Annotated in this window: 11 protein-coding genes; 5 read left to right on the top strand and 6 right to left on the bottom strand. The window is 36.5% G+C overall.

The annotated features are described in order from the left end of the window. Window positions 1–51: 51 nt before the first annotated feature. On the top strand, window positions 52–837 hold the full coding sequence (locus ACPUVN_RS05355; RefSeq protein ID WP_426357659.1) for an START domain-containing protein: 786 nt from the start codon (window positions 52–54) through the stop codon (window positions 835–837). A 59-nt stretch (window positions 838–896) separates the two neighbouring features. Here the strand turns inward: ACPUVN_RS05355 and ACPUVN_RS05350 are convergent, their stop codons facing one another. After that, window positions 897–2,582, bottom strand: coding sequence for an NAD(P)/FAD-dependent oxidoreductase (locus ACPUVN_RS05350; RefSeq protein ID WP_426357660.1), 1,686 nt, complete (start codon window positions 2,580–2,582; stop codon window positions 897–899). A gap of 169 nt (window positions 2,583–2,751) precedes the next feature. Between ACPUVN_RS05350 and fdxA the strand changes: the two genes are divergently transcribed. The 3 genes from fdxA to ACPUVN_RS05335 all read left to right on the top strand — a co-directional run bounded on the left by fdxA (window position 2,752) and on the right by ACPUVN_RS05335 (window position 6,114). Next, the gene (gene fdxA, locus ACPUVN_RS05345; RefSeq protein ID WP_426357661.1) at window positions 2,752–3,087 is read left to right on the top strand and encodes a ferredoxin FdxA; all 336 of its coding nucleotides are present in this window, start codon (window positions 2,752–2,754) and stop codon (window positions 3,085–3,087) included. Between the two features lie 307 nt (window positions 3,088–3,394). Further along, window positions 3,395–3,592, top strand: a complete 198-nt coding sequence (locus ACPUVN_RS05340) for a CPXCG motif-containing cysteine-rich protein (protein ID WP_426357662.1) — start codon at window positions 3,395–3,397, stop codon at window positions 3,590–3,592. Between the two features lie 317 nt (window positions 3,593–3,909). Continuing rightward, window positions 3,910–6,114: a YgiQ family radical SAM protein gene (locus ACPUVN_RS05335; protein ID WP_426360566.1), complete on the top strand. Its 2,205-nt coding sequence runs from the start codon at window positions 3,910–3,912 to the stop codon at window positions 6,112–6,114. A 72-nt stretch (window positions 6,115–6,186) separates the two neighbouring features. Here the strand turns inward: ACPUVN_RS05335 and ACPUVN_RS05330 are convergent, their stop codons facing one another. Continuing rightward, window positions 6,187–6,678 carry an Sbal_3080 family lipoprotein gene (locus ACPUVN_RS05330; protein ID WP_426357664.1) on the bottom strand — a complete coding sequence of 164 codons (492 nt, stop codon included), beginning with the start codon at window positions 6,676–6,678 and terminating at the stop codon, window positions 6,187–6,189. Between the two features lie 243 nt (window positions 6,679–6,921). Between ACPUVN_RS05330 and ACPUVN_RS05325 the strand changes: the two genes are divergently transcribed. Beyond that, the gene (locus tag ACPUVN_RS05325) at window positions 6,922–8,517 is read left to right on the top strand and encodes an ABC-F family ATPase (RefSeq protein ID WP_426357665.1); all 1,596 of its coding nucleotides are present in this window, start codon (window positions 6,922–6,924) and stop codon (window positions 8,515–8,517) included. 557 nt (window positions 8,518–9,074) lie between these two features. Here the strand turns inward: ACPUVN_RS05325 and ACPUVN_RS05320 are convergent. From ACPUVN_RS05320 to ACPUVN_RS05305, 4 genes are all read right to left on the bottom strand, one after another. After that, on the bottom strand, window positions 9,075–12,677 hold the full coding sequence (locus tag ACPUVN_RS05320; protein ID WP_426357666.1) for a VCBS domain-containing protein: 3,603 nt from the start codon (window positions 12,675–12,677) through the stop codon (window positions 9,075–9,077). A gap of 64 nt (window positions 12,678–12,741) precedes the next feature. Next, window positions 12,742–15,780, bottom strand: coding sequence for a TonB-dependent receptor (locus ACPUVN_RS05315; RefSeq protein WP_426370123.1), 3,039 nt, complete (start codon window positions 15,778–15,780; stop codon window positions 12,742–12,744). Between the two features lie 241 nt (window positions 15,781–16,021). Beyond that, on the bottom strand, window positions 16,022–17,065 hold the full coding sequence (locus ACPUVN_RS05310) for a polysaccharide lyase family 7 protein (RefSeq protein WP_426370122.1): 1,044 nt from the start codon (window positions 17,063–17,065) through the stop codon (window positions 16,022–16,024). 966 nt (window positions 17,066–18,031) lie between these two features. Then, window positions 18,032–18,850 (bottom strand): mechanosensitive ion channel family protein, encoded by an 819-nt coding sequence (locus ACPUVN_RS05305; RefSeq protein ID WP_426370121.1) that lies wholly within the window; start codon window positions 18,848–18,850, stop codon window positions 18,032–18,034. Between the last annotated feature and the right edge of the window lie 70 nt (window positions 18,851–18,920).

The raw sequence follows: 18,920 nt of genomic DNA, 5'->3' as shown, positions 1-18,920 counted from the left end.
GTGTAATATGGCCCTAATTGCAATAAATATAAGGTTTTTGTTATTAATACAGTGAATAAAAAAGCCGTAAATAACACGCATTCATCAACATACATTTTTGTTTATATTTCTTTAATGTTAACGGCATTATTTCCTTTGGGTAGTTTAGCTGTTCAATCAAATATATCGAATATAGGAATATTGAGCGCAGAAGTAGTAGACAAAACTTTATGGAAAACATGGAAAGAAGATAACAACATTCATGTTGCTTATCATAAATCTAAAAATAGCCCGTTAATTGAAATAAAGGTAAATACAACAATACAGTCTAGCTTGTCTAGTTTTTTACTATTTATTCAAGACACAAAGAACATGCCTCTGTGGTTGGATAATGCCCATTCCAGCCAAGTAATTGAAAATATATCTCCTCAAGAAAACCTATTTATTGTTAACTTCAATAGTTTTTGGCCTGTATCAGAACGCTATATGTTAATTAACTCGCGCCATTGGCAGAATGATGATTTGTCTGTTGAAATACAGGTAGAAGATGTCAACAAGCCCGCTTATTTACAAAACAACATGATAAAAATAGAGGTGATAAAAGCCCATTGGCTTATTAAGCCCGTTGATAATGGCAACATTAATATTACCTATACAGTGATTGCTGATCCTAAAGGCATCATTCCACATTGGATTGTTAAACGTATTTCTTTAAATAGTTTGTGGAAAACCATGAACAATATGTATGAGCAACTGCCTTTATCAAATTGGCAAACACATACCTTGCCTTACATTATTGAAAACAATTCAGTTAAAGGAATAAAGGATAAAAAAAAGCCTAGTACTCAGTTTGAGTAATAGGCTTATGTTTCTAGAACGAGATAATCATTTAACTGAATATTTAAAAACTGGCTAAATTACTTCTTCAACATACTCAAAGCAATCGCTTCCGCAATTTTAATACCGTCTATACCTGCAGATAAAATTCCGCCTGCATAACCTGCACCTTCACCCGCAGGATATAAACCATCAACATTTAAGCTTTGGTAGGTTTCTTTATCACGAGTAATTTGAATAGGTGAAGACGTACGTGTTTCAACGGCTGTTAAAGTAGCGTGTTCCATTGCAAAGCCTTTAATTTTCTTTTCAAAAGCAGGTAATGCTTCACGTAGAGCTTCTATTGCATAAGGAGGTAAGGTTTCACTTAAATCACAATAAGTAACACCTGGCTTGTAAGATGGCTCAACACTACCATGTTCACCAGACTTTCTTCCTGCTAAAAAATCACCTACAAGTTGCACAGGCGCATCGTAGTTCTCGCCACCTAGTTTATAAGCAAACTCTTCAAGTCGTCTTTGTAAATCGACACCTGCTAAAATATTATCACTTTCATCATTATCGCTACCGTATGAGAAATCTTTCGGGTCGATGCCAACAACAATCGCACTATTGGCATTACGTTCATGACGAGAGTATTGGCTCATACCATTCGTTACTAATCGCCCTTCTTCTGAGGCAGCGGCTACAACAGTACCACCTGGGCACATACAAAAACTGTAAACAGAGCGACCATTTTTACAATGATGAACTAATTTATAATCGGCTGAACCTAAAATAGGATGTCCTGCGTTTTTGCCGAATCGAGCATCATCAATAACAGATTGCTCATGCTCAATTCTAAAACCAATAGAAAATGGCTTAGCCACCATATAAACATTTTTATCGTTTAACATTTTAAAAGTATCACGGGCACTATGCCCTACAGCTAACGCTACATGCTGAGTTTTTATGATCTCTCCAGTTGAAAGCTTAACACCTACAACCTTGCGATTAGTTTCGGCACTGCTATCACTTTCAGCATCCGTTTCGGCGTTATTAGCTTCACCATCTTCAAATAAAATGTCATCTACGCGTTGGCTGAATCTAATTTCACCACCTAATTCGGTTATTGTCGCACGCATTTTTTCAATCATAGTAACGAGTTTAAACGTACCAATATGCGGCTTACTTACATATAGAATTTCTTCTGGTGCGCCAGCATCTACAAATTCATGTAATACTTTACGGCTGTAATGTTTTGGATCTTTAACTTGGCTATATAGTTTTCCATCAGAAAAAGTACCTGCACCACCTTCACCAAACTGAACGTTTGATTCAGTGTTTAATATTTTTTTACGCCAAAAACCAAAAGTATCTTTGGTACGTTCACGTACTTCTTTGCCGCGTTCTAAAATAATCGGCTTAAAGCCCATTTGAGCTAAGACTAAACCTATAAATAAACCACACGGGCCAAAACCAATAACAACAGGTCTTTGTTCTACAACTTCTGGTGCTTCACCAACAAAGTAATAGTTAGTATCAGGGCTCAATTTAACATTATTATCGTCTGCAAATTGTTCAAGCAGTTTTTCATCTACTGTGGTTTCAACATCTACCGTGTACATTAAAATGATGGAGTTTTTTCTACGAGCATCGTAACCGCGTTTAAATACATTAAATTTCACTAATTGCTCAGCGCTAATAGACAGCGTTTGCAAAATAGCTTGTTCTAATTCTTCAGGTTGGTGATTGAGATCTAACTTAAGGTTGGTCAAACGAAGCATAAAATTTCCAAAACTACATACCCAGACGGGAAAATAACAACTAATTCTCGCTATTTTACCCCAAGAGCTTGGTGATACCAATCGAATTAATGAAATCAGTAATTGAATTTGTTTATGTTCAAGGTATGATCGCCTGAAAATATTTCGTCTGATGAATCTAGGGTAAATTGTGGCATTTGTAGTAACTGATAATTGTATAAAATGTAAATATACTGATTGTGTGGCTGTGTGTCCCGTTGATGCTTTTTATGAAGGCCCTAATTTTTTAGCGATCAACCCTGATGATTGTATCGATTGTGATTTATGTCCCGTTGAATGTCCTGCTGACGCAATATTCCAAGAAGATGAAGTGCCTGAAGCACAAAGGAACTTTATTGAATTAAATGCTGAACTGTCCCAAGTGTGGCCAAGAATTACAGAAATGAAAGCTCCACCCGCTGATGCTAAAGAATGGGATGGTATTCCTAATAAAATAGAACATTTACTTGTTGATGATGAAAGTTAAAAGCATGTGATAAAGATGAAGCTTTGAATTCTTATATTTGAACACTATACAATTAAGCTTTAGTGTTTTATCTTTTAAAACGACAAACTATATAAGTACATAAACGCACATTTTAAAACTAAAATGCTTACACCTCCTATTTCAAAATATAAATATCCTTAGCCTTTAATAGCTTAGTTAAACGGAGCTATTTTCCTCGTGTATTTTATCAAATTTGGTTCATACTCAGTATAAGATTGCTCTACATAAACAGAATGACAGACACTCTTATTCAAAGACTGTATTGACGACAAGTCGAGGAGTTACCATGCCCCAAGATATTACTAACAAACGTATTAGCTGCCCTCATTGTGGCCATCATCTACATGTAGCCTTAGACACATCTGGAGGCGACCAAGACTATTATGATGAATGCCCATCATGCTACAAAGATATTCACTTCAACTTACACATTGATGAATACCACCAGAAAATACAATTAGCGATTGATAGCGACGATAGATAGTCTAAACAATCAAATGCACTTATCTATATTTTTAGATTGTTTATTTAATTAGACGAAGCTATTACCTATTGATTAACTTGGGCTAAGTTTTAGCTTAATTATTAGATAATGTGCTTTAATCACCAAAAAGCCCTCTAAATATTGTAAAGCAATTCCTATTTAATCTGGCACTAGGTATAATCGCACCAAAGTTAGTCATAGTTTTACTAAGAGTTGCAATCTTGAAGTCTACCGATAAAGTTACCCAAACGAGTAAGTTATTATTCGATTACCCTAAATACTGGGCTGAATGCTACGGCACAGCACCATTTTTACCTATGTCTCGTGCAGAAATGGACGTTTTGGGGTGGGATAGTTGTGACATTATTATTGTTACCGGTGATGCCTATGTTGATCACCCAAGCTTTGGTATGGCAATTATTGGCAGAATGTTAGAAGACCAAGGCTTTCGTGTTGGTATTATTTCTCAGCCTGATTGGAGCTCCAAAGACGCATTTATGGAACTTGGTGAACCCAACTTATTCTTTGGTGTGACCTCGGGCAACATGGATTCGATGATCAACCGATATACGGCTGAACGAAGAATGCGACATGATGATGCTTACACGCCAAACGATGAAGGTGGTAAAAGACCCGACCGTGCAGTAAACGTTTATACCCAGCGCTGTAAAGAAGCCTATAAAGGTGTACCTGTTATTATTGGTGGTATTGAAGCCAGCTTGCGTCGTGTAGCTCATTACGATTACTGGTCAGACAAAGTACGTCGCTCAGTATTATTTGATTCAAAAGCCGATTTATTAATATACGGTAACGCAGAACGACCACTTATTGAAATCGCACACAGAATAGCAAATGGCGAAGAAGCTAAAAGTATTACTGACGTAAGAGGCAGTGCCTTTTTAGCTAAACATGCACTTCCAGGGTGGAAAGGAATTGATTCACGAAACATTGATAAACCCGGCAAAATAGATCCGATTCATAGCCCTTATCAAGACATGACAGAAAAAAGTTGTGATAGTAATAGTGAAGAAGCAGCAAAAGAATATAACGATTCATTAATTACTAACGACGTGACTAAAGCGCCACAAGTGATTGAAATAAAAGACTACCAAAATAAAACGTGGAAAGACAAAAAGAAACCGTGGGAAACTACCTATATAAATTTACCAACTTACGAACAAGTTCGCGACAACAAAATGATGTACGCCCATGCTTCTCGTATTTTCCATCAAGAAGTTAATCCAACGTCAGCTAAGCCTTTAGCACAAAGTCATGGCGATAGAATTATTTGGTTAAATCCGCCAGCACAACCTTTATCAGAAGCTGAAATGGACAGTGTTTTTGATTTAAATTATCAACGCGTTCCACACCCAAGTTATGGCGATGCTAAAATTCCAGCTTACGACATGATAAAAACATCAATTAATATCATGCGTGGCTGTTTTGGAGGTTGTACTTTCTGTTCGATTACTGAGCATGAAGGTCGAATCATTCAAAGTCGCTCTGAAGAATCTATCATTAAAGAAATTGAAGACATTAAAGTAAAAGTACCTGGTTTTACTGGCGTAATATCTGATTTAGGTGGTCCAACAGCCAACATGTATAAACTGCGTTGTAAAAGCGAAAAAGCTGAAGCAACGTGTCGTAAACCGTCATGTGTTTGGCCTACTATTTGTGGGCATTTAGATACAGATCAAACCCCTACAGTTGAACTTTATAGGAAAGCACGTGCAGTACCAGGTATCAAAAAAGTACTTATTGCCTCAGGTGTACGTTACGACTTAGCGATTGAATCACCAGAATATGTAAAAGAGCTAGCAACACATCATGTTGGCGGTTACTTAAAAATAGCACCAGAACATACCGAAGAAGGCCCATTAAACAAAATGATGAAGCCTGGTATGGGCAGTTACGACAAGTTTAAAGAAATGTTTGATCATTACTCTAAAGTTGCGGGTAAAAAGCAATACTTGATCCCTTACTTTATCTCTGCTCACCCTGGTACAACCAATAAAGACATGGTTAATCTTGCATTATGGTTAAAAGAAAACGATTTTAAGTTAGATCAAGTACAAAACTTTTACCCATCGCCATTAGCAAATGCCACAACCTTATACCATACAGAAATTGACTCACTGAAAAATGTTAGAAAAAACAGTGAGAAAGTGAATGTACCTAAAGGCACCATCCAACGTCGTTTACACAAAGCGATATTGCGTTACCATGATCCTGTTAACTGGCCAATAATCAGAGAAGAATTATTGAAGATGGGGCTTAAAAAGCTCATTGGTTCTGGTCCTACATGCTTAGTACCTGCAGAAACACGTGGTGAATTAAATAAACAACACTACAAAAACAATGGTAAGGGTAAGAACAACTCAACAGGCAATAAAACATCGCCCGGACAAGTTAAAGCTTACGGTAAAAAACCAAAACCAGCAGGTAAAGGCAAACAAGGTTTAACACGCTTTAGTGAAAATCAGTTTAATGATCGTAAGCCACAAAAAAGTCGAACTAAGTAATTTATAAGAAAAATCCACCTATACTTTTAAAAGTATAGGTGGATAAAAGCTAATTAAACTTAAAAACGATTTTTAATTTTTGCAACCAAGCTCTAAACATTTTTCTGCGTTCACCGTATCCATTTCATTCATTAGTACTTCCATTAATATTTTTAAGCGTCGCTCTGCATCACCAAACTTGTCCATTCCACCATATTTTACTGAATCAAAATCGACACTAGCCAGTACACTTCCATTTTTGTCAATTAGCTCTAAGTTTGCATAACGCATATATGATGCTACATCCCACCACCAATTAGCATTGTATTTGAATAAAACCTGTCCATCCTTCAGCTTTTCAATAACCCTAACTTCATAATCAGCTACATCATATCCGTTACTAATCATCCAATCCGACAATACATTCTTAACTGACTTTCTCTGCTTATCATCTTCAATCATAACTATTTGAGTTTTTGCTTGTTTAAAATCATTAGCTTTTAGTTGTTTAACATTAGACATTCCATTACCTGAACAACCACTCAGAGTTAATACTAAAATTAAGCTTGTTAATAAATATTTCATGTTTATTTATATTTCCAATTTTATTATATATTCCATATTAGTCATTATCATTACAGAAAAAACCACGTATTACCAATAAATATTCATATAAATTAATATCTTAAAGTATAAAAATAACATTTATCAATTTTATAAAAAACATTAAAATTCATTAGAGCTTTAAAAACACTAAAATGGTTATTTAACTATAAGCCTTGTATAATTACGGCATTAAAATACAGTACTTAGGAATACATTCTACTCATGCTTCAAGCTAACAACATCACTCAACAATTCGGTGCAAAACCTCTTTTCGAAAACATCTCACAAAAATTCGGTGGCGGTAATCGCTACGGTTTAATTGGCGCCAATGGTTGTGGTAAATCTACCTTCATGAAAATACTTGGTGGTGATTTAGAGCAAAGCAGCGGTAATGTAAATTTAGATCCAAACGAACGTATTGGTAAATTACGCCAAGACCAATTCGGTTTTGAAGCGTCAACTGTAATAGATACGGTAATTATGGGTCATACCGAGTTATGGGCAATTAAAGAAGAACGTGATCGTATTTACGCCTTACCAGAAATGAGTGAAGCAGATGGTATGCGTGTTGGTGACTTAGAATCTGAATATGCAGAGATGGACGGTTACAGTGCAGAAAGTCGTGCTGGTGAATTGCTTATGGGCGTTGGTATTCCAGTTGACCAACATTACGGTTTAATGAGTGAAGTTGCGCCAGGTTGGAAGCTTCGTGTTCTATTGGCTCAAGCGTTATTCTCTGATCCTGATATTTTATTACTCGACGAACCAACCAACAACTTGGATATTCATACTATTCAATGGCTAGAAGAAACGTTAAACGAACGTAATTCAACCATGATCATCATCTCGCATGATAGACATTTCTTAAACTCCGTATGTACGCACATGGCTGATTTAGATTACGGCGAGTTAAATGTATTCCCAGGTAATTACGACGAATACATGTTGGCTTCTACACAAGCTAGAGCTCAACTTATTGCTGATAACGCTAAGAAAAAAGCACAAATTGGCGAACTTCAAGCTTTTGTTGCTCGCTTCTCAGCAAACGCTTCAAAAGCAAAACAAGCAACCTCTCGTGCGAAACGTATAGACAAAATTCAATTAACTGACGTTAAACCGTCAAGTCGTGTTAATCCATTTATTCGTTTTGAACTAGAAAAGAAATTATTCAGAAATGCACTGGTACTTGAGAACGTAAACAAAAGCTTTGACGACAACCACGTATTAAAAGATTTATCTATGATGATAGAAGTGGGCGAACGTGTTGCGGTCATTGGCGAAAACGGCATAGGTAAAACTACCTTCTTACGTATGTTAATGAATGATGCAGGTTATGCTAATGACTCTGGCGAATTAACGTGGTCAGACAATGTAAACATTGGTTATTACGCGCAAGACCATGCACATGAATTTGAAACAGACATGACATTGTTTGAATGGATGAGCCAATGGCGCCAACCTACTGATGATGAACAGGCTGTTCGTGGCTATTTAGGTCGTTTATTATTTTCAGCAGACGATATTAACAAATCAGTTAAAGTATTATCAGGTGGTGAACAAGGTCGTATGTTATTTGGTAAAATAATGATGCAGAAACCTAACATTTTAGTCATGGATGAACCTACTAACCACATGGATATGGAATCAATCGAATCGTTAAATATGGCGATGGAAAACTTTGAAGGTACTATTGTATTTGTCAGTCATGACCGTGAGTTTGTTTCAAGTATAGCAACTCGTGTTATTGAATTAAAAAGTAATTGCCACACAGACTTTGCTGGTACTTATAATGAGTATTTAGCGTCTCAAGAAGGTTAATAGATAAAGTAATAGACTGTACTACAGTAAGTTACAAAAATAAAAAAGGCTTTAACTCGCAAGAGTTAAAGCCTTTTTAGTATGTTAGATTTAATAATTTAGACCAACTGGATTAAACATTTTATCTAATAACCTTGTGTTATTATCATTCACCTATTTTTTCAAAGGCTTATAGCTAGATATTTTAAAACTAGCTAAACATGAAACTACACACAATTTGGTGTTTAACCTCAATGGAGTCGTATAGTTTTGCTTTTGACTCTATTCAAATCTACGTTCTTACCCTTCCAGTTTTTAATATAATGTTGTAAATAATTATACTGAATTTTTGATAGTTCCTATTATGATAAATGTTGTGGTTTCATAGAGTTACTTCAAAGTACCTGTCCTCTATCGTATTTGGTTTAGATATATAAAATCCCAGAATACTTCAATGAAAATAGCTATTTAGCACTTAACAACAGTTAATAAGAAAATCAAGACAAAAAAATGCCGCTTATTAATAAGCGGCATTTTAAACATAATCGTATAAAGATCAATCTAAAACTTCAAAATAATTATTGTTCTTGAACAGTTGCTTCAGCAGAACTAGAGTATGTAGTGCTTAGATCATCATTCACAGCAAAATTTTCAAAGTTTTCAGTTAGAATCGCCGTACCTGCTGCATCAGCAACCACGATTTCATCAGCTAATAACTCTTTCGCTGACTCTTTACCTGAGCTACCAATACGAACTTGATACGTTTCTGTTGCTGTACCTGTATTAATTGCAACATAAGGTCCGAAGAACGTTGTGCCACCATCAATTGAAACAGAGTAACCTGTTGTAGACCATTCAAGCACTACGTCAATATCAGTATCATCAGCGTAAGTTAAGCCTGTAATAGTTTGTTGATCCTTTGATGCATCACGATACTTAATGGCACCATTACTAAAGATAATCTCACCCGTTAAGTTACTTGAAGATGCAGAACCACCATAAACACTAATATAAGCAGTATTATCTTCTGAAACATCTGGGGTAGCAGTGAACCCAGAGATTGCTTGTAGTTTAATAGTTGTAGAAATAGAACCTTCAGCAAGTGCGTCTGTTGTTAAACGCAATTCAGCATCAGCCGTTGTTGTTGTATCAGACATTACAGCAACAAGGTTTACCTCAGTTCCTGCGATGGTTCTAACTGTTGATTCAGCAGAGCTTGAATAAGACGTACTTAAATCTTCACCATCGGCAAAAGTTTCAAAGTTTTCAGTTAGAATTGCCGTACCTGCTGCATCAGCAACCACGATTTCATCAGCTAATAACTCTTTCGCTGACTCTTTACCTGAGCTACCAATACGAACTTGATACGTTTCTGTTGCTGTACCTGTATTAATTGCAACATAAGGTCCGAAGAACGTTGTGCCACCATCAATTGAAACAGAGTAACCTGTTGCAGACCATTCAAGCACTACGTCAATATCAGTATCATCAGCGTAAGTTAAGCCTGTAATAGTTTGTTGATCCTTTGATGCATCACGATACTTAATGGCACCATTACTAAAGATAATCTCACCCGTTAAGTTACTTGAAGATGCAGAACCACCATAAACACTAATATAAGCAGTATTATCTTCTGAAACATCTGGGGTAGCAGTGAACCCAGAGATTGCTTGTAGTTTAATAGTTGTAGAAATAGAACCTTCAGCAAGTGCGTCTGTTGTTAAACGCAATTCAGCATCAGCCGTTGTTGTTGTATCAGACATTACAGCAACATTGTTTGCTCCTGTAGCTACAACAATAGTGCCGTTAATTAAAACATTAAACTCAGCAGTAGTTCCGTCACTTGATGTAATTGTGAAAGTATCAGTTTCACGTTCACCCACAATTAACGCAGCAATAGTTGCGTTGTTAGTATCAAGTGTATACGTCCAAGAACCATCAACTTCAATATTGAATGTACCGTAAGTTCCAACAATCGTTGCTGCTGTAATTGACGCTTCGCCTTCATTGATATCCTGTACGCTAATAGCACCTGTTACAGAGGCTTCATCGCTAGCAATTGCGCCTCCAAGGTCAAAGAAGACAGCTGGTGTCTGTTCTACAGTACCATCACCTGCGTCAAATACTGCAACTTCAGCGTAAACAGATGTAGTGTATGGGCTGGTGGTATCACTTAAATCATCACCTAATGTATAGCCTTCAAAGTCATCTGAGAATACGCTTGCGGTATCAGTACCAGCCGTATCAGAAAACAATTCAATATTATCAATAAAATAAGAACCAAATGGGATAGTTGTACCATTATCACCAAATCTGAATTGAATAGTTTGAATACCATCAGCGAACCACTGATCTAAGTTTTCAAAGTCAGAATCTACAACTGCTGGAGTAGAGAATGAACCTCCAAAAATAACTTCACCATCAAGCATTACTGTAACTTGCTCAACTGCATCCAAGTCCCATGTAATGTCTATGTCGTAAAACTGATTTTCGTTAAAGTCTTCAATCAGTGAATCGCCAGGATAAATGTCACTGTCAGTATTTCGAACAAATAAACGAGGAGCTATTGGAGTTTCAGTACCGTTAGCGTCAATTGACGTTTGATCACCTTGAATTCGTAAATCTATAAGTGATTCACTATTGCTACCAGATGAACCACCAAGCTTAATATAAGCATCTTTACTGTTTCCATCACTACCTATTGCAACTTCTTTTAAGAAAGATGCGCTAAGTTTACCTTGACGAAGATTTTCAACTCTAAATAAAATTTCACCTGTATCGTCATCAGTATTGGTTATTTCCACAACTTGAGTAAGCGCAGCAACGCGAATATCAATTTGGGCAGTAGTGCCATCAGCAGATTGGACAGTAACAGGGTCATTTACAGAAGCACCTACTTCAAGAGCAGCTAATATTTCGTTTTCAGTGTTAACCGTATATGTCCAAACTCCGTCACTGCTGATACTGAACGTACCATAAATAAGTGCTACGTCGGTTTGTTCGATAAAAGAATCTTCATTAAAGTTAGGATCAATAACAGTTAACGTACCAGTAAAATTCTCCTCTGCAGTATTTCTCGCAGTACCACTTAGGTCACCTTCAATAATTGCCACTACTTGAGTGTCGTTATAACCTACAGAAGCACCAATTATGTCAAGCAAATTTGAATCAACGAAGCTAGCAACTTCAGAAGTAGTTTGAAGATTAGTTTGTGCTGTTTCAAATATATCTAAAGAATCAGCAAAATCACCATCAGCAATATCAGTAGAAAGGTCTGTAATAACCGTTGATATGTCAGCATCTGTATTGTCTGCATCAAGTTGAGATATTAGTGCTAATACAGAACCATATCTGTCACTATTCTCAGCGCCATCAGCACCAAGACTATCAGTACCCACTACCGTAGGAGCTACTTCAGTTGTGTCGAAACGAATACCAAAACGGGCATTTATACTTTCAGCTACTTCATCAAAGTTATTAAAGTTAGCCTCTGTGTTTTGAACAACAATTTCGGTTAATGGTGATATTACATATACAGGTGCTACAGTAACCGTCTCATTACCTTCGTCATCTGTTTCAACAATATCGTCAACTACTTTTACCACTGATCTCATTAATGGCGCGTCTAATGTTAAACCTGTTGATTCATCGATGTAAGAACCGCCAGTACATGAAAGCAAGCCGTTATTTGCAATATGAGCGTCTGTAAATAAAACGTTACCTAAAGCATCAGAGGGCGCATCTGCTTGTTGAGGAAGAATAGCTTCACCGTTTGCATTAACTTCGAATATTTCACAAGTTGCACCTTCAACAGGGCCTTTAACAATGCTAGCAGATACGTTAAATGTTGGCTTAATTTCTTCAGTAGAAGCACCTACACCTTCTGTAAAGCCTGCATTATCAGTATAATTAGCTGAAACTGAGATAGGAGAACCTTCGTCAGCTTCAGTAATTGTGTAAGTTGTGCCAATAGTACCTGTTGACCAAACGTAAACAAGCGTATCTGCTTGAATTCCGTCAGCATCAGTAGCCAATGCTGATAGTTCGCCACCAGCGAAAAGATCGCTTCCAGTTATTTCAATGCTACCACGACTGTTACCATCTAGTTGAGCGTTGTCATCGCCGCCACAACCAGCTAAAGCTGTAGCAACGATCACAGATATAAGTGATTTCTTAAACATATTTTCTACTCCGAATATTTTAATTCTTATAATTTAACTCGTTTTAATTGAGTACATAGTTTGATTAATATTTAACGCTGACACCTGCGAATATACGAGGTCCATAGTCACTAACGCTACCTAAGTTACCTTCAACAAAGTAGTCATCACTACGAGCTTCACTGAACAAGTTAATTGCAGAGAATTTAACACGAACGTGTTTATTAATTTTGTAAGAAGCACGCGCTTCCCAAACTTTTGCCTCATCTACATAACGTAATCTTGTGCCGTTAGAAGTATAAGGTTGGAAGTATTCACTACGATATTTGTAGATAAGAGCAGTGTCGAAATCGCCGATTTGGTAATATAACTGTCCACTAAATACATGCTCTGAAAACCCTGGTACTGAAGCAGGAGGAACAATACCTTGCGTAAGTTGAGTCGTAGTACCATCTAAGTCAGTGTTGAAAGTATCGCCGTAGAGACTATCTTCAAACTCAAAGTTAGTATCTGCGTAGTTATAACCAAACTTCACACCAACACCACTGTCCCAACGATATGAAAATGATGCTTCTAAGCCCATAATTTCACTTTCATCATCACTCGTTACTGAGTTAGTAATAGGTAAAGAGAAATCAACACCTTCAACGTTAAAGTCTTCTAATACAGTTTGTTGTTGGAAGCCGCCATTGAATTTTTTGTAGTAAAGACCAAATGCAACAATAGAGTCATCGTTAGGGTACCACTCAAAACCTAAATCATAGTTCCATGACATTAATGGTTGAGTATCAGGGTTACCAGAACCTTCAGCACCCACTAATAAATCATTAACTGATGTTGGATCACTGTTGTCATCGGTTACGAATGAGCGATCAAAACCTAAATCAGATGGATCGGCTCTTGACATAGCACGGAACACACCTGCTCTTAAAATAATATTTTCTTCATAATCAACAACTAAGTTGAAGCTTGGTAAAACTTTAGTATAGTCACCACCGCCTTCAACACGTTCTATGTCACCATTACCTTCTAAACTTACTACACCTAATTCATCAGTAACAACGTTAAAATCTTCTCTAAAACCAATAGAAGTTACGTCGGTATTTACTACACGTACACCAAAGTTACCACGAATAAACTTACCAAACATTTCAGTATCATAACTAGCCATTGCATAAACAGCTGTTGTTTTTTCAGTAACGTCACTTGTACCTGAATTTTCGTAAACAACTTCTGGATATTCCAAGCTACCATTATTAGCTGAAGCAACTGCTTGAGCAAAACACTCATTATCATAAGTTGCCCACGAAGCGCCTGTACCACTATCTATAACATTACCTGAACTATCAACATTAGTAATAATATTGCCGTCAGAAACGCTTGATAAAAAGCTCGACTCAGGGAAGTCTATTTGACAGCCTTCAAGTATATTAAGGCCAGCTTCAGGATCATCTATAGTAAACTCTGCTCTTGAACCGTTACCACTATTATTAACACCACCAAATTGAACAAACGACAATTCAGAAACTCTAAATCCACCTTGAATGCTAGTAAAAACATCGCCGTCTAGTTTGTAGTCAAAATCAACTCGTGCGCCAATAATTTCGTTATCACGAACATTTTCTCGGTCGAGACGAGTACGAAGGTCACTAGAAAAGTTTGAAATATCAGTAACATCAAAATCAGATAATGTGAAATGAGGAATCTGTTCACCTAAATCCCAAGAAAACGGATTATCAGCAGAGCTAGTTCTTCCTCTGTTAGATATTTGAAGTTCTTCACGGTTTGTTTCAGAATAACCAATATCGACAGTAATGGTTAAATCTTCAGTAGCATAATGTTCAATATTTAAACCGTAAGCTGTGTAGTTTTCTTCACGCTCAAAATATTCACCAGCAGATTCGATACGGTCTGAACCTTCCCAGTGCAGAATACCACCCACATCGTTTGTGATAAGATTTTGCCCAGTGACGCCTGGAGTAACACGCTTTTGCAAGAAGATTAAATCATGGCGAGATTCTGTTTGGGTACGATCTGAAATTTGAGCGTCAAAGTTTATATCCCAACTCTCTGATGGACGGTATTGTAAAGCGATAAATAAAGCTTCTCTTTCGTCAGACGTTTCGTTTTGACGGAAACTTCTGCTTGAACCAGTCCATGCGTATGGTGTACCAGAATCTACTGCTTTACCTGTAGCTGGATCAATTTCAGTATTGTAACCTTGATTACTCGAACCGCTAACTTGATCTTCACAATCGCCTGCTGTACTGCGGTAAAAACCTTCATTGGTATTTGTAGGATCATTCAAACATGCCCACAAAGATGAGCCTGACGGGCTTGAGCTTCTATACTCAGCTTCTGGCTGACTAATATCTTGACGTTGCCAACCAACACTTACACCAACTGCTTGACCGTTATCAAATTCAAACTGGTCAACAAAACTTAAAGTTCCACGGTAACCTAAATCACCTTGAAGTGAATTTTCAACGTTAGATTGGTCAGGATTGTAGTTACCTTTTACTTCACCTTGAATACGTCGCTCACCAAAATCTAAAGGTTTAAGTGTTTCAAGCGTAATAACACCCGCAACACCACCTTCAATCATAGAAGCATCTTGAGTTTTATAAATAGCTACTTTCTTCATTAATTCTGAAGGGAACTGAGAAAAGTTAACTGAACGGTCACCGCCGCCATTGGTCGCTTCACGGCCATTAATATGTGTTGCGCTTAGGAATGGACCTAAACCACGGATACTGATTTCAGTAGCACCACCATTTTCACGATGAGATGATGCACCCGTTATTGTTTCTAGAGCCTCACCAATTGAAAGCGCTGGTAAATCACCAATATCTGAAGCAGATAAACCATCAACAACAGTTGTAGCTTCACGCTTTATTGCAATTTGGTTTTGAATTGTTCTGCGAGTACCAACAATTTCAACAACTTCTATATTCTTGTCAGCTTTTATACTTTCAGCTTCCGCGTCTTGTGCTGTTGCCGAAAATGCAAAAGTACTAGCTACCGAAGTAATAACTCCAGCTTTTACCCATTTTGCTATAGGTGAAAGCCTAAATCTCCCACCTTGAGAGGTGGTATTTTTGTTTTTCCCTTGAATCAAGGACATATCGAGTTCTCCATTTATGTTTATTGCAAGCATGTTACTGCCATTAAATTGTTATATTTTTATTGCAAGAATATTACTGCTATTTAATTATTATATTTATGTTAGAAGGATATCAATTTGAACATACGCAACCCAAACCAAAGTGTCAACCAATTTATTAAAACGCACTTACCAGAAATAATAACCAATAATTGTTGTGCGAGTTAAAAAGTTTCACGTAAAAATTGATGCCCCAACTGTACTAAAACTTATATCCTTTATGCTTATTTTGCATATGATAAAAAGTAGCTTGCACATAATCACCATCAGCGCCGCCATTATTTTGGTTATAAACACCAGCTTTAAAGTACATATACTGGTTACCAGCACTATAACCACTATCTTTCATATCGTAGTGCTTAGTAATATTAGGCTTACCTTCTCTAATTATAGTCACGAACAGCATTTCGTCTTCTACAGAAATTTTATAAGAGAATTTTTCGTTCAAGGCGATACCATCATCAGGATCTGGTAATTTATGAGAACGAGAGCCGATCATGTTTATCCAAACATCATCACCATCATTTATTTCATGGGCAAAATAAATAGCCCCTTTCGAGTTGCCTGGTAATTTACGGTAATATAAACGAATAGGTTCGTCATCCGTGGCATGAATTTGTCCGATGATCACGCGTCCAACTTTTTTCTCATCACCCGTGGTAGATACTCGGTTCACTGCCAGAGTCCCTTCCAAACTTCCACCTACTCCGCCAGACTTAGCTTTCATCGAGCCATGTGCACCACCAAAAACCCAGTTATTCTTAGTCATACCTTTGACTTTAACTCGACTATTACCTCTGCGTAGCATCTCGCGTAGCTCGCTTCTAGCATATTTTGTGTTTTTTGAGGTTTTAGCACCTACGTTCGGTGAAGCGAATACCAAGCCACCATCATCAGCTGTGTAGAAAAAAGGCTTTAAGCTGAAACCTTTATCTAATGACTTTTCATAGACGGTATCTGCTTTTTTATCTTTGTTTATATCAGTTGGCAATGTTAACGACCAATCGAGTAAGTCAAAATTTTCACCTGGTTTTTTAAGCGGATCAAGTTTTGATAGATCCCCCAGTAAAGCACCTTCAGCAAGATTACTATGAGATTTCGATATAGGTGTATTTGTCTCAGTTGCTTGAGCGTTGAGTGATGCAAAAAAAACAGGTAACGCAAAAGCGAATAATGTAAAAACGTTGCTCATTTTTTGCTGAAAATAACGGTAAGGTTTATTTGTGTGAGGATTGAAATGCTTCATTATCTATTTTCTCTTTGTTTAATTTCTTATTATTATTTTGGGTTTTACTTTCTCAATCTTGTATAAAGTATCTGCACGCTCCACATGCAATGGTGTATTAACACCTGAGAATAGATAACCCTGAAAAAGACAGTAAAAACATCGATAGAAAAACACTTCTAATAAACATTAAAAACCACCTAATTTCATTGTAAAAAGAAGTAGAATTCTTTGTTGGAATCACCAAAGAGCTCTGATTAATTGTTATTTATAGAATTATGTATAACTTATATGTCATTAATACCGGTTCACCGATTTTTAACACCGGTATATTTTATAATTGAATACGATATATTGTTATCAGACCATATAACCAGAACAACAATAAATTGTCAACCAAAATCAAAACCTGTGCATTACCAAATAACAACCATTGGTTATACCAAGTAAGTATTTTAAAGCAAGGTGTTGGCCTGTCCAAATCATATAAAATTAAAGACGAAATAACAGTAGGTTAGAAATACCAAACTAATACGGTTAACCAATTTACTCTAATTATAACCAATTGGTTGTGTAATAAGATTACAACTCACCGCTAATATTTCAAATTATTGGTGTATCGTGCCCCCCTATTTTTTTGTTTTCTAATTTATTGCTATTGTTAGTTGCTTACAGTAGTTTTTCAACAAAGTCACCAAGCACGATAATTTCCCAGTAACACTTATATTGACGCAATAAGTGGCAATCCCCACGGTCTCTATTACCACCATTACCGATCCAATTTTTCAAGCTAAATCACTTTTACCAAAATATTCTCAGTCAACCGTGTATGATTATTAATCATCATTTCCTCTAAAAATATGTTTGAATAATTTTTTAATTAAAAAAAATCCCTGCTAATTTCTTAGCAGGGATTCTTGATAAGCGACAACTACAAGAGTGGCTTTTTATTATTCTAAATATGAAAGACTAACTAACGGGTAAAACCTAGTTCTTCTTAAATAAATGAACATCTTGTTGTGGGAACGGGATAGAACAACCAGCAGCTTCTAAAGCAAGCTTTCCTTGTTCATGAATATCAAAGAAATATCCCCAGTAATCATCAGTTTTAACAAAAGCACGGTAAAGAATATCTACAGAGCTATCGTTTAAATTAACAACCGCTACAACATTACCTTCTTCTTTTAAAATTCTTTCATCGCTGTTCATCAACTCAACTAAGGTATCACGAGCAACTTTCATGTTATCGGTATAGCTAATACAAAAAGTAACTTCTACCGCACGAACAGGGCTTTTTGTGAAGTTAGTTAAGTTACCGTTAGATAAAGGACCATTAGGAATAACGATAATACGTTTATCAAATGTCTCTAATAAAGTAACGAAAATACCCATTTCGATAACTACACCAGACTCACCTTGCGCTTCAATATAATCGCCAACACGAATTGGACGAAATATAAGTAGCATTACACCACCGGCAAAGTTAGATAAGCTCCCTTGTAAAGCAATACCTATAGCTAAACCGGCAGCACCTAGTACAGCAATAAATGATGTGGTTTCAATACCAACCATAGAAGCAACACTGATAATTAATAGAACTTTTAATAGAATATTAATACCACCAGTTAAAAATGAGATTAATGTCTCATCTTTCAAACTTTTAGAAAATCCTACGTTTACTGCTTTACTAATACGCTTAATGATCCATAAGCCGATAATTAATACAGCTAACGCCATTAATGCTTGTCCGCCGTACTCAACAGCATAACCAAATATTTGATCTGAGTATTTTTCGATTGTTTCCATAATCATTCCTAATTAAATTTATATTAAAATTCTGCCTATAAGGGTAGCGTATAAATAAGTAAAGTCCACA

Source organism: Pseudocolwellia antarctica, assembly GCF_049933045.1.
Lineage (GTDB): Bacteria > Pseudomonadota > Gammaproteobacteria > Enterobacterales > Alteromonadaceae > Pseudocolwellia.
Note: the sequence above shows the minus strand (reverse complement) of the source record. Positions and strands in the feature narration are given on the sequence as shown.

Bases quoted from the DNA above. Each gene is read 5' to 3' on its own strand.
- ACPUVN_RS05350 (WP_426357660.1), bottom strand. From the start codon at position 2,582: ATGCTTCGTTTGACCAACCTTAAGTTAGATCTCAATCACCAACCTGAA.
- ACPUVN_RS05340 (WP_426357662.1), top strand. From the start codon at position 3,395: ATGCCCCAAGATATTACTAACAAACGTATTAGCTGCCCTCATTGTGGC.
- ACPUVN_RS05335 (WP_426360566.1), top strand. From the start codon at position 3,910: ATGTCTCGTGCAGAAATGGACGTTTTGGGGTGGGATAGTTGTGACATT.
- ACPUVN_RS05330 (WP_426357664.1), bottom strand. From the start codon at position 6,678: ATGAAATATTTATTAACAAGCTTAATTTTAGTATTAACTCTGAGTGGT.
- ACPUVN_RS05325 (WP_426357665.1), top strand. From the start codon at position 6,922: ATGCTTCAAGCTAACAACATCACTCAACAATTCGGTGCAAAACCTCTT.
- ACPUVN_RS05320 (WP_426357666.1), bottom strand. From the start codon at position 12,677: ATGTTTAAGAAATCACTTATATCTGTGATCGTTGCTACAGCTTTAGCT.
- ACPUVN_RS05315 (WP_426370123.1), bottom strand. From the start codon at position 15,780: ATGTCCTTGATTCAAGGGAAAAACAAAAATACCACCTCTCAAGGTGGG.
- ACPUVN_RS05310 (WP_426370122.1), bottom strand. From the start codon at position 17,065: ATGAAGCATTTCAATCCTCACACAAATAAACCTTACCGTTATTTTCAG.
- ACPUVN_RS05305 (WP_426370121.1), bottom strand. From the start codon at position 18,850: ATGGAAACAATCGAAAAATACTCAGATCAAATATTTGGTTATGCTGTT.